At 38.8% G+C, this 13,530-nt stretch carries 8 protein-coding genes and 1 CRISPR repeat array (1 of these 9 running past the window's edge); of the genes, 2 read left to right on the top strand and 6 right to left on the bottom strand.

Annotation, left to right across the window (positions count from 1 at the left end):
• Positions 1-146: 146 nt before the first annotated feature.
• Complete coding sequence (locus H6G73_RS12795) at positions 147-1,316, bottom strand: MASE1 domain-containing protein (protein ID WP_190604936.1); 1,170 nt, start codon at positions 1,314-1,316, stop codon at positions 147-149.
• A 601-nt stretch (positions 1,317-1,917) separates the two neighbouring features.
• Between H6G73_RS12795 and H6G73_RS12790 the strand changes: the two genes are divergently transcribed.
• Positions 1,918-2,763, top strand: a complete 846-nt coding sequence (locus H6G73_RS12790; protein WP_190604934.1) for a class I SAM-dependent methyltransferase — start codon at positions 1,918-1,920, stop codon at positions 2,761-2,763.
• Positions 2,764-3,066: 303 nt separating this feature from the next.
• Here the strand turns inward: H6G73_RS12790 and H6G73_RS12785 are convergent, their stop codons facing one another.
• The 4 genes from H6G73_RS12785 to H6G73_RS12770 all read right to left on the bottom strand — a co-directional run bounded on the left by H6G73_RS12785 (position 3,067) and on the right by H6G73_RS12770 (position 10,133).
• Positions 3,067-4,011 carry a LysR family transcriptional regulator gene (locus tag H6G73_RS12785; protein ID WP_190604931.1) on the bottom strand — a complete coding sequence of 315 codons (945 nt, stop codon included), beginning with the start codon at positions 4,009-4,011 and terminating at the stop codon, positions 3,067-3,069.
• 229 nt (positions 4,012-4,240) lie between these two features.
• Positions 4,241-4,696 carry a QcrA and Rieske domain-containing protein gene (locus tag H6G73_RS12780; protein WP_190604928.1) on the bottom strand — a complete coding sequence of 152 codons (456 nt, stop codon included), beginning with the start codon at positions 4,694-4,696 and terminating at the stop codon, positions 4,241-4,243.
• A 70-nt stretch (positions 4,697-4,766) separates the two neighbouring features.
• The gene (locus H6G73_RS12775; protein WP_190604926.1) at positions 4,767-8,966 is read right to left on the bottom strand and encodes a PAS domain S-box protein; all 4,200 of its coding nucleotides are present in this window, start codon (positions 8,964-8,966) and stop codon (positions 4,767-4,769) included.
• Positions 8,967-9,479: 513 nt separating this feature from the next.
• Positions 9,480-10,133 carry a PAP/fibrillin family protein gene (locus H6G73_RS12770; RefSeq protein ID WP_190604924.1) on the bottom strand — a complete coding sequence of 218 codons (654 nt, stop codon included), beginning with the start codon at positions 10,131-10,133 and terminating at the stop codon, positions 9,480-9,482.
• Between the two features lie 73 nt (positions 10,134-10,206).
• Here H6G73_RS12770 and H6G73_RS12765 point away from each other — a divergent pair, with 73 nt between their 5' ends.
• Positions 10,207-11,745 carry a phytoene desaturase family protein gene (locus H6G73_RS12765; protein WP_190604922.1) on the top strand — a complete coding sequence of 513 codons (1,539 nt, stop codon included), beginning with the start codon at positions 10,207-10,209 and terminating at the stop codon, positions 11,743-11,745.
• Here H6G73_RS12765 and H6G73_RS12760 read toward each other — a convergent pair whose 3' ends face one another.
• Positions 11,746-12,897 carry a hybrid sensor histidine kinase/response regulator gene (locus tag H6G73_RS12760; protein ID WP_190604920.1) on the bottom strand — a complete coding sequence of 384 codons (1,152 nt, stop codon included), beginning with the start codon at positions 12,895-12,897 and terminating at the stop codon, positions 11,746-11,748.
• A 336-nt stretch (positions 12,898-13,233) separates the two neighbouring features.
• Positions 13,234-13,530: direct repeats of the CRISPR family, unit length 37 nt; unit sequence GTTAAAATAATCCATAATCCCTATTAGGGATTGAAAC; it runs 834 nt beyond the window's last position.

Here is a 13,530-nt window from a genome sequence, read left to right as displayed (position 1 = left end):
AGCTATTAGATAAACTTCGCTATTTACAATCTTGTATGTGTCAGAAAATCAGTTATGTTCATTGGTTTGAGGAGATTATGTTTTGTTGACATATTTAACCTTTTTAGAGCTAGTATAACTAGATATGTAAAGTTTTGTATTAGGATTCAACATTTCTGATTTAACAGGTCTTGTGTATATTCTTTAAAATGGGTGATATTACCATGAATAAAATTGACGGGATTATTAATTTCATGGGCAATACCTGCTACTAGTTGACCCAAGCTTGACATCTTTTCATTTTGAATAACTTGTGACTGAGTTAATTTTAATTCTTTGAGTGCATCTTGTAATTCTAATGTTCTTTTTTCTACTCGTTCTTCTAGATTTTCATTAGCTTGTTTCAGGCGAAATTCTGCCCACCAGTTTTCTCGAATAGTGGCGGATAAAACTAAAGATGTGAGAGCAAAAACACCAATAAAAGATTGTAATAAAATCAGGGATTCCATCGTTGATTGACGATAAAATGAACCTGTTCCTTTAGTAGTCCCCCAAATAGCCAGAGCCGCGATTAATAATGTTACAATACTTGTTTCTCGCAAACGAAACCGAAAAGCAGACCAAACTAAAATAGGTAAAAAAGTATACTCAATTGGATAAGCTTTAATAAAAGAAATCTGATTAATTACAGCAATAATGAATCCCATTAACAACAACTCTAATTTCCAAGAAGATGGTAAGGGACGTTTTCTATGATGTGTTTTTGTCCAAGCTAAGAGAGGAGGAGTAATAAATAACGTATTTAAAGGTAATGCCATCCACCAAGCCCACCAGGATATTTGATAAGCGTCCCAAGGAAGGTTTTGAGTTAAACAAAGAGTCAGAATTGCTGCATGAGAAGTAAAAAAAGATTCTCCCACAGCAATTGCTAGAAATTTGAATGTATCTTGAGACCGTTCAAAATAGTTATCAGAACCTATAAATTTTTTATTTAACAAGTAAATAATTAGAGCATCTAAAGAATTTACTATAGTAATTATGGTCACTACTAAAACAACATACGGTGTTTTATAAATAATACCATATAACCATGTGTTACTCAGGAATTCACTAAATGCAATGGCAGGTAAAAATTTAATACCAAAGCGTAATATTCCCACTATATAAATACCAGAAGAAGGCCAAATTGCTGCTACACCATTATCCAAAGAAATAGAGATAGCAAGTTTCACTAAACATAAATGAATAATTGGTAAACCAATTAAAGACAATAAAAATTGCCAATTACTTTTAACCGAAAATTGGGGAAATTTTAATTTATTTTTAAGGTTAAGCAATTGTCTACCTTCCTCATATTACAGACGAGTGCAATAGGTCACACTTTGCAAAAAAACTGTCAAAATATATACTAGTAATTTTCCTGGTATGATTTGTTTTCTAATTTGAATAGCACTGATAAATACAAATCTGCCAGATATTATAATTTATTGCTTAAATATGTTATTCTTAAAAATTGTTACAGAAACCTACATGTTTCTGCGTTTCACAATTTATAATTATTACATAATAATACTAAACAAGAAATTGCTTAGATTATAGTGACAACATAATTGATATATAGCCGTTCCCATGCTAGTGAGGTATAAGGTTTTTTCGTTTTAGGGAACAGAGAGCAGTAAACAGTGAATAAATTGGTGTGTACTTCATTAGACAGGGAACCGCTATAAATACTGGTTATTTCCCGCTGGGTATTGGTCAAGTGATAGTTTTTCATTGAAAATAAACAAACACAATATAGATGTGTTTGTTTAGCCTATATATGGGGTGTCCAAAACTTAATTAAAAATCCAATTTTCTTGTAACTTCGCTCAGTTGGTATTTTCAAACTTAAGAAGAAACCATTTAGGTTTTCATTACATGAATGGAATTTGTCGAGATATGTATACTCCAACAGTTAAAGAACAAGAATACGTAGCCGGATTAGAATTATTTTTGGGTGTTTCTCACGAAGATATTTTAACTCCAGAAGCTATTATTGAGCAGTTACCGAAATTTGCTCCTGATTTCCTCAAGCATCTTCAAAATTTAGAAACGCAAAAAATTCTTGATGTTGGTTCTGGGAATGGAAATAAAGCAATATATTTAGCAAGAAAATTGAGAGAAAATTTCCCTCAATTACAAATAATTATTGATTCCTTAGAACCCAAATTAGAGCAACAGAAGAAATTATTTCAGAATTATCGATCTACTTCTTTTTTGGGGCAAGTATTTGCTCAAACCTTAGCCAGTGCTAGTTTGAGCACATCTTACGATTTGGTGATAGTTTTGCATTCTTTATATGAGTTTCCGAGAGGAACTGATGAAGAAATATTATCTCTTGAACGTCTTCAAGAAATTATGGCTCCTCATGGTTGTTGTGTAATTGCGACTGAACACCCTGATGGGGATTTTCAAAAAATGAAAAGGGAACTTTATCCTAAATTTGGGAAGAAATCACCTTTATCTTTATCCTTGATTGTTGCTAACCTGGAAAAGGCTCAAATTTCTTATCAAATAGGTGACATAATTGATTATAATTCACCGCTTAATCATCTTTTAGAGTTATCTGACAATGAAATTGGTAAGCAATTAGCTTTTCTATTCTCGGACTCTTTAGAGGATGATCCTTTGAAAAATGAACAATATACAATTGTTGGCCAATGGGTGAGACATAATCACAGAGTTGAGGATGAGTTGGTTTATCTTCATACTCCTGATGTTTTAGTTTGGATTTATCCCCGTTGATGCTAATAAATTGTTATAGCAGGAGTCAGGACTAGAACCCGCTTTTAGTGGGAGCTTCATTATCTATAACTATGGATGCTAACTTCTCAATCACCTATATTCGGGATCATCTGAAAAAATTACTATATCTTCACCCACAAGCCCTATTTTTTCGTGGAATAGACATCTGGTGAAAATGAATGTAGAGACGTTCCAGCGGAACTTCTCTACAAGGGTTTCACACCACGCACACTTAATTACTACCAGATGTCTAATGAATAGCAAAATAGCTTTAACCCGAACTTACTTTAAATAGAGCTATTTTTAACAAGCACTGCGTTGTTGATTCAACTGGAGTTGAATGTTATCACGGACAAGTTGCCAAAAGTGCTGAATGGGAGGAATTTGTAGTCGATCTTGAGTTGTGACCATCACTACCCGTCGGCTTAAATTGGAGTGTTCTGGTGACAGACTATTGTTAGTGGCTAGGGGCCTAACAGCAAGGGTGGGATCGCATCTGGCTTCTAGGAGGGCTGAATGGGGTAATAGGGCAATGAGTTCTCCTTGCCGAACTACACCACGAAAGGCATCTAAGGTATTTACTTCTAAAGCTGCTTGTAGTTTTGCTTCTAGTCGTTCAAATCTATCTTGAATCAGACGCTGCATTCCGTAACCATCTTTAAATATGACTTGGGGGTAGCGAACTAACTCTGACCAAGGTACATATTCATATTGTGCGAGGGGATGATTTATGGATGTGAGAACTTCTATCGGTTCTTCGTACAGGACTTCCACAGCCATTTCTTTGCTGGTGATTAAAAAGCGGTTGTGCATAACGATCGCTAAATCTACTAAACCATCTTTGAGAACTTTTAAGGCGCGATCGCTTCCCAACGATGTTACTCGCAATTGTACATCTGGATAATCATGGCAAAACTTTTGTAATACCGGTGGCAGATAGGATGCACACAGGGAGTGAATCACAGCTATACACAGTTCTGGCTGTTTCCCTGCTACTAAGTCTGCTAATTCTTTAGTGGCTGTATCCCATTCTTGGCAAATCTTGCGGACACGGGGTAGTAATCTTTCACCCCCTAAAGTTAACTTGCTTTGGCTGGTTCGATGAAACAGTTCTACCCCCAAATCAGCTTCTAATGACTGGATTTGACGACTAATGGTTGATTGGGTTACACCACACTTTCTGGCTGCTTGTTGAAAGCTGCCCGTTTGGGCGATCGCTAGAAAGGCTTGCAGCTGCTCTAGACGCATCTTATTATGTAGCCTTGCACTGATGGCTGTAATCTATGTTAACGGGTTTATCTTCTTAGTTTAGTAGATTTAAATACTAGTACCACAAACTAGCAATCAATTTTCGATTTGGTCTGTGGGGGTAGGGGGAAAGAATTAACAAACCAATATATTTGGTTCCGAATTTTTGTGAAATGGGATTAATCCTATACACCCCTGATGGCTGAGAGAATTGATTTTTTGGTAATCTTTATGCAGGTTTAACCAACACAGCATCACCCTCGATTTTGGCTGTAAAAGTCTTGAGAGGTTTTTCCGCTGGGCCCTCTTTTACTTTGCCATCTGGACCAAATTCTGCATCATGACAGGGACAGACAAATTGATTTTTTTTGGCTTGCCATCCTAAAGTACAGCCTTTATGGGTACAGGTAGGATTGACGGCAATTAAATTTTTGCTTTTTGATGTTCCCACTACCAATACTGGGCCCACTGGTGAATTTTGAGCTAATAGTTGACCTTTTTGATCTAATTGGGCCACAGTCCCCACTTTTTGCCATGTTTGAGCAGTGGAGTTATTTGGGGAAGTGGAATTATTTGGGGAATTTGCTTGAGTAGTTGTTTCCGAAGAACAAGCAGCAATTGCCACTGGTAAAGAACTGGCTATCCAACCTAAACCTACCCAATTGATAAACTCGCGACGTTTCATAGATACTTTAATTAATCTGCGATTTTTCACTAATCTCTATTATGACTGGCAAATTTTCCTATGTAAGTGTTTAACGTTTCAAAAGTTTCTCAATAGTTGCTACTAATTGCTTGAATTGGATAGGTTTGGTGAAATATTCATTAGCCCCGGCAGCTAAACAGTTATCTTTATCACCTGGCATCGCTAAGGCTGTCAAGGCAATAATAGGCACATCAACCTGCAAATCTTGACGAATGCGGTGGATGGCTTCTATCCCATCCATTTCGGGCATTTGAATATCCATTAAAATTAAGTCAGGCTGTTCAGTTTTCAAAATTTCTAGGGCTTGTTTGCCGTTGTTAGCAACAATCAGCCGATAGCCCCGACTTTCTAAATAATCTAAGGTTGTATAAATATTCACTTGATTATCTTCTACTAACAAAATCACATGGGATTTGACAGTGGGTGGAGATAATTCTTGCTCAACAGATGAGGGAAGATGGACTAGGGTAGGTAACTTCTCATGATTGGTCAGGTAAGGAATGCGGACAGTAAAACAACTGCCTCTATCTATTTCGCTACTGACTGTAATTGTGCCGTGATGTAATTCCACGATGCGCTTGACTAAGGCCAATCCTAAACCTGTGCCTTCATATTGACGGTTGAGGCTACTATTAACTTGGACAAAAGACTGAAACAGTTTACCCATGTCCTGTTGGCTAATGCCAATACCAGTATCAATGACGGAGAAGCAGAGAACGGGACTAGATGTGGAAGTAGGGGAATGGGGAGAGACTGGTGCTTCTAGCCAAACTTTAAGGGATACGCAACCATGTTCTGGGGTGAATTTGACTGCATTATTCAAAAGATTAATTAGCACCTGACGCATCCGGCGTTCATCTACTTGGATGGTACCAAAGTTACTGGCAATATTGGATTTGAGGCTAATCTTTTTTTTCAATGCCATCTGTTTAATGAAAATTAAACTAGAATCACAGAGGCTTTTGACGGAAACATCGCTCAATTCTAGTTCTAATTTGCCAGATTCAATTTTTGATAAATCGAGAATATCGTTGATCAGTTCTAATAAATGTCTACCGCTACGCTCGATAGTAGCGATCGCTTTTAATTGTACATCGCTCACTGCACCAAACACATGATCCTGTAAGCCCTCAGACATGCCCAAAATGGCATTGAGGGGGGTTCGTAATTCGTGGCTCATATTGGCCAGAAATTCATCTTTCAATCTTGTTGCACGGGCTAATTCTGTATTGGCTTTGGTCAGTTCTTCGTTGGTCTGCCACAATTGTGTTTCTGCTTGTTTCTGTTCAGTGATATCTGTCAATGTGCCAATATAGCCAACTATGTTTCCCTCGCCATCGGTTTCTGCTAGGATTTGACAATAGAACCAAGTAATACTGTCATCAGGACGTAGACACCGACCTTCCAGACGATAAATTTGTCCTGGTTCATAGTTTTGATACCATTGACTCCATTTAGCCACAATGCGATCGCGGTCTTCTGGGTGTAAAGTATCAATCCATCCCTTCCCCAATGCAGCTATGGCTGGTCTACCTGTGATCTCACCCCAGCGGTCATTGGCATATATACATTCACCAACACTATTAATTTGAAAGATAGCCACTGGAGCAGCTTGTGTCAAAGCTGCATAGCGTTGTTCACTTTTCCTGAGAGCTAACTCTATTCTTTTCCGCTCAGTAATATCGTAGTTAATACCCACCATGCGTTTAGGTTTACCCTGTTCGTTGTGTTGGACCACAAGCGCGGAGATGAGAAAGTGAACACTACCATCTGGATGTATAACCCGAAATTCTCTCCTAAATTCCTTTTTTTCCTCCATCATCTGTTGAAAATCAGCATCAAATTCAGCTAGATCCTCTGGAGCAACTGCCTTTCTCCAAGCCTCATAAGTTGATGAAATTTCTGACCTTTGCAGGCCATACAATTGATACATCCGTTCATCCCATTCAGGATCTTTGACTAGATCCCAGTCCCAAGTGCCAATAGCTCCTGCTTGAAGTGCTAGGGACAACCGAGCGGAAAGATGTCGTAGTTCCTCCTCATTGCGTTTGCGGTCAGTAATATCTTTGGCAATACCTAACAATCCAATAATTTGACCTTGAGAATTAGACAGGGCAGAAAGTGATAGAAATACAGGGCAACTAGAGCCATCTTTGCGAATGTAAGTAAATTCATTTTCATAAATCTGGCCGTTTTGAGTCATATAAGTAAAAAATTCCTTCCCTCCAGGAATTTCTCTACCTAATTCTAGGGAAAGTTTGGCTATAAGTGGTTGTATTTCCTCTGCTTTATGAAATAATTTTGGGTCGTGTTTACCAATTACCTCATCGGCTGTGTACCCTAACATTTTTTCGGCACCAGCGTTAAAAATTTGAATCACACCCTCAGAATCAGTGAAAATAATTGAATAATCACTACCATCTAAAATAGCTTTTTGCAGTGTACTGATTGCTAATAACTCAGCTTCATCTTTTTTGCGTTGGGTGATATCTGTTTGGGAACCACTCATACGAATCACATTACCTGTTTCATCCCACAAAGCCTGACCCCGGTCTAAAATCCAGCGATAGGAGCCATCTGTATGTTTGATGCGGTATTCTTCTTGGAAAAAAGGTGTTTTGTGGTCAAAATGGTCATAAATTGCCTGGATAACCCGCCCATAATCCTCAGGATGAACGCGACTTGACCATTCTTCTACCTTGTTGCTAATTTCTTCACCCTCCAATCCCCGCATTTCTTTCCAGCGAGTGGAGACGAATATTTCATTTTTTCTAAAATCCCAATCCCAAATTCCATCATTACTACCTCTTAATACTAACTGCCATCTTTCTTCGCTTTCTTGTAAAGCTGCGGTACGTTGTTCAACTCTTGTTTCTAATTCTTGATTCAATTGTTGTAATGCCTGTTCTGCACGTACCCTTTCAGTAATATCAACTGCCACTCCACCTACTAAACATTGCCCTGATATGTTGGGTAAAGGGAATTTATAAACTAAAAAATCTCCTATAGTGCCATCTCGTCTAGGAGCTTTTTCAATAGTTTCTAGAACCCGCTGGGTTTGGGCTACTAGTCGGGTATTTTCCACAAACTGTTGAGCAATTTCTACAGGATACAAATCATAGGCTGTTTTGCCAATGACATCATCTACCGTTTGCGCTCCCAGTTCTACAACTTGGAGATAAGTTTGGCTGACATAAACTAGGCGAGCATCTGTATCAGTAATCCAGGAAGCGGAAGGACTATGATTCATGAATGCCTGAAATCGGGCTTCACTTTCCTGGAGGGCCATTTCTGCTTGTTTGCGTTCTGCTAGTTCCGCTTGTGCTTGTTCATAGGCGCTTGCTTTTTGAATAGCGATCGCAATTTGAATCGAAAGTTGATCCAACAAATCCAATTCATGGGGTTTCCAATGCCGTGGTGCAGAACATTGATGAGCAATTAATAAACCCCATAATTGCTCTGTCACCATAATTGGTACTACCAAGTTGGCTTTGACTGCAAATTCTTCTAACAGTTGTAAATGGCAGTCTGTTAACCCAGCTTGATAAACATCATCAATCGACCGCTTTCTGCCTTGATAATATTGTCTACCACCACCCTGTTGAAAACAGGTATCCTCTATTTGCATTCCAAAAGATACTTTCCAGATCGGCAGCACTGACTCAGCCACAATAGTACCACTCATATCTGGGTGAAATTGATACACAAGCACCCGGTCGGCTTTGAGAAACTGGCGTACTTCTGTAGCTATGGTGGAGAGAATTTCTTCTAATTGCAGTGATTGGTGAATCCGTAAAGCTGCTGATGCAATCAATTGTTGCTGTTCCCGAATTTGCTCTAATTGTCGGTTCAGCTGCAATTGGGTAAATAATTGATGAATTGTACTTTGCAGTATTTTCGCTGTAATTTGCCCTTTGACTAGATAATCCTGGGCACCACTTTTCATTGACCGCACGGCAATTACTTCATCACCTTGTCCCGTCAGCATAATTACTGAGGTTTGACTAATGGAGAAATATTGTCTAAATTCCTCCAAAAACTCTATCCCATCCCCATCAGGCAGCATATAATCAAGCAAGATGATATCTGGTGTCTCTCGTTGACACCATTCTATTGCTTCTATTCCTGTTTCCAATTCCACAATGCGATAGGTATATAACTTGTCCCTTTGTAAAAAGCGACGAACTATTTCCCTATCTTCAAGACAATCATCAATCAGCAGGATAGTGATGGGGGAGCTATAGCTCATAAATTAAATTATAGATGCGGAAATGTTTAATCAATCTCTGGCTTTGAGTTCTCCAGAGTAACTATCAGAACTGTGAGACTATTAGCTTTCTGTAACAGATGTGAAGACTAAAACTTCAGATAATAAATTAATGATCAGCAATCAGTAATTACCATGTCTATCTAACTAAAAAAGTAAATAAAATTTTATACTTTTTTAGTTAGACTTGTTTAAATACTATAATATTTTTAACAATAAACTCAACCGTATAAATATTGAGATAGTGATAACAGTAAATTAATCTATCTGTTGGTAATTTCCTCTTTGGTCTGGAGCAGAACAAATATCAATTATTTCGTAGGGTGTGTTATGCCAGAGGCTAATGAAATCTGCTGTATTTTTTGGCGTACGCAGAGACGAGAACGACAAAAAGCATTTTTACAAGAAATAAAATGATTGACGGTGCGTTGCACCACGCGACAACACACCCTACATGAAATGTATATATGAGAATTTTCCAAGGAATAACAAGCCTTAAATTAAACTTGTATTCCCAGGGATAGCATCCACTTTTTTGAGAATAAATAAACTACCATCACCACCCCGACCAATTCTCATATTTTCATCTAAATAAGTAATATCCAAACTTGCCACTCGTCCACGAGGATTATTTGCAGACATAACTTTAAAGGGATTGAGTTGAGGAGTATGAACACCAACAATTTTATTAATAGCTAAAAAGCGTTTGTCAAAATAGACATTGATGCGTTTATCTGGTACAGGTGATGAATCCTCTATTGCAGGTTCAAAACTGGCAGTTACTCGTACATATCCAGATAATAATCCCCAATTATGTTGGACAAAAGCAACATTAAAAAACTGTTTATTATCAACATTAATTACTTGATAAACTTGACCTAACTTTAAACCCAAAGGTAGATTCACTAAAGACCGAATTTCCCTAGCAGTAGAGTATTGCAGTTGCCAGCAACCAGCCAATAAATCGATAGCATTGGCTAGGGGATGAGGATGGGGATTACAACTTTCTAACTCTGTAGTCAACTGCTCAAGTTCTGTAGCAGTAGTTGCGTCTATTTGCAAATTGGTAATCGGAGAACCATCTTTGCGGGTGGTAATGACATCAAGTGCTGCTTGTAATTTTTCCTTTAATGAGAGTAGATTATTCAAGGGTTTTAACCTAGCTGTGGGACACTACAAAATTTATCATTATCAAACAACGTCTAGTAATCAACTATTATTCATGAACAACACAGAAGTAGTCGTCATTGGTAGTGGTATTGGAGGATTAAGTTGTGGTGCATTGTTGGCCCACTACGGAATTGATGTCACAGTGGTAGAAAGCCATTCCATTGCTGGTGGTGCAGCACATAGTTTTGAACGCAATGGCTATAAATTCGAGTCTGGGCCATCCCTCTATTCTGGTTTATCTTACACCCCTTCTCCTAATCCTTTACGGCAGGTTCTAGATGCCATTGGAGAAGATTTACCTTGCGTCAATTACGATACCTGGGGTTGCTATTTGCCAGAAGGTAACTTTGATACTCAAGTTGGTGCTGACCAATTTTGTGACATCTTGCAGAGACTACGGGGAGAAAAAGCTGTAGCAGAATGGCGTAAACTACAGGAAATTATGACACCTTTGGGTAAAAGTGCGATCGCTCTCCCACCTGCGGCCTTACGCTACGATTTAGGTGCCATACTCACTATGGGTAAATTTGCCCCAGCTTTACTGCAACAAGCTGCTAACGTCATCAAATTAACTGGGCCCTTCTCCCGCATCATTGATGGTGTGATTACAGACCCATTTATTCGCAACTGGTTAGACCTGCTTTGCTTTCTCTTATCGGGACTACCCGCAGAGGGAACAATTGCCGCAGAAGTTGCATTCATGTTTGCAGACTGGTATCGTCCCCACGTCCAGTTAGATTATCCCATAGGTGGCAGTGGTGCCTTAGTTGATGCACTGGTGCGAGGATTAACGAAACATGGTGGTAAATTAGTCTTAAATGCCCATGTTGAAGAAATTTTAGTAGAAAACCGACGTGCTGTAGGCGTGCGTCTCCGCAATGGTCAAGAAATTAAAGCAAGTAAAGCAGTTGTTTCCAACGCTTCTGTGTGGGATACCCTCAAACTCATTCCCCCTGGTGCAGTACCTAAATTCTATCTACAGAAGCAACAAGCAACCCCTGAATGTGATAGTTTCATGCACCTACATTTAGGCATTGATGCAGCAGCATTACCTAAAAACTTGGGCATTCATTACATTGTAGTTAACGATTGGCATCAAGGCGTAACTGCACCACAAAATGTGGTTTTGATATCTATTCCCTCAGTTCTCGACCCATCTTTAGCACCAGCAGGTAAACATGTAATTCACGTTTATACTCCTGGTAATGAACCATTTGCCATTTGGCAAGGAATAGAACGCAATAGTCCAGAATATGCCTTATTAAAACAAGAACGTGGGGAAGTAATGTGGCAAGCTTTAGAAAGAATTATCCCCGATATTCGTTCCCGTTGTGAAGTCACCTTAGTGGGAACCCCTCTCACCCACAGTAGATTTTTGCGTCGTCATCATGGTAGTTACGGCCCAGCTATAGCTGCGGGTCAAGGTTTATTTCCTGGTGCAACAACACCTTTATCTGGGTTGTTATGTTGTGGAGATTCAACTTTTCCTGGAATTGGTTTACCTGCTGTAGCGGCAAGTGGCATGATAGCAGCAAATACTATTGCTCCGGTAAATCAACATTTAAAATTATTGAATAATATTTGCTCATAGTCAATTTATCGACTGTTTTTTAGGTAAATAAATAGTAAAAATACTTCCTTTTCCCACTTCCGAATCAACTATGATTTGACCTTGATGAGCCGTAACAATGCGATGACACAAATACAATCCTAAACCACTGCCAGAACTTTGATGATTTCCAGGACGAAAACGTTCAAAAATATTGGCTTGTTGTGCTAAAGGAATACCAACACCTGTATCTCTAATTTCTATGGCAATATAATTATTAGGAACCGAATTAATAAAAAATTGCGAATTTAAATGATTTAACTGTTCTGGATCTTTTAAACTGATAGTCACCGAGCCAGAGTCTGTAAACTTAATGGCATTACCAATCAGATTAGTAAGTAGACGATGAATTTCTAAGCGATCGCATATAATGGCTTGAGCAGCTAAATCACCAGCAAAATCAAGATTAATAGCTAAAGCTTTTGCCAATGCTAGGGGTTTTAATTCTCCCGCAACTTCCGTGATTAACTGACTCAGTTGTACAGGTTGAAAAACTAAACTCTTGCGACCAGCTTCAAAACGATAAACTTCCAACAAAGTATTGACCATAGACAACAAATTTGTATTACTACGTGACATGATGGTCATCACTTCGTAAATTTCTGGAGACAGTTGTCCTAAAGCACCGTTTTGCAGTAGCATCAACATTCGCTCTGCGGCAATGAGTGGAGTCCGTAAATCGTGGGTGAGACGAGAAACAAAATCTTCCCGCTGACGGGCAATTTGGTCACGTTCATCTATACTATGTTTAAGGCGCAAGAGCGATCGCACCCTAGCTAATAATTCCTCCACTGCCACAGGTTTACGAATAAAATCATCTGCACCCAAGTCTAGACCCTGTGCAACATCAGCAGTATCATGGGCTGTAATCAATAAAATGGGGATATATTGTTGTAAATTTATTTCCCTGCGAATTCGTCTAGTCACTTCATAGCCATCCATCCCCGGCATCATTAAATCTAGTAAAACTAAATCACAACTATATGTTTGCAATGCTATCAAAGCTTCAGCACCATTCTCAGCCGAGCTAATTGTGTAACCTTCCGCCTCTAAAATAGTTTTGACGAGAAAAATATTATCCGGGGAGTCGTCCACAACCAGAATTTTGTCAGAACGGGAAGATTGAGGATTCATCGTGTCAGTGGGTAGAAATAAAACGCACCTTTTTCAGTGTAGCCGTAGTTATATAAGTCTGGGTCATCCCCGCTTTATCTATCAAAAATTTAGCTCTTAGCTGCATCTGTGCGCGGATGGTTAGGTGTAAAAAAAGAGGTAAAGGTAAAATACCTGAAAACCCATATACATCAGGTCTTGAAGAGGTTGATTGATAAAAATGATCCGCGCACCTTACAGGGATTCTATTTCAGCTAATTTTCTACTTGTGCTATCTTCGGTTTGAATGTTATATTTATCTCATTCGCGCAACTGCACCTTGAAAACTAAATAAGTCCCAGGTTCTAGCCTCCCGCAGTTAAAATAATCCATAATCCCTATTAGGGATTGAAACCATTTTCCCCAGACATCCACCATTTAAACTTTTACAGTTAAAATAATCCATAATCCCTATTAGGGATTGAAACAGATATTTCTCTAGCTGCCCAGCAGATGGGCCACTCACGTTAAAATAATCCATAATCCCTATTAGGGATTGAAACACTTGCTTATCGCTCCCACCAGAACTAATCCTAGTTTTGCGTTAAAATAATCCATAATCCCTATTAGGGATTGAAACTAGCTGCTCATGGGAGTAACCCAATAAGGGGTCAT

Source organism: Richelia sinica FACHB-800, assembly GCF_014698825.1.
Classification (GTDB): Bacteria; Cyanobacteriota; Cyanobacteriia; order Cyanobacteriales; family Nostocaceae; genus FACHB-800.
Note: the sequence above shows the minus strand (reverse complement) of the source record. Positions and strands in the feature narration are given on the sequence as shown.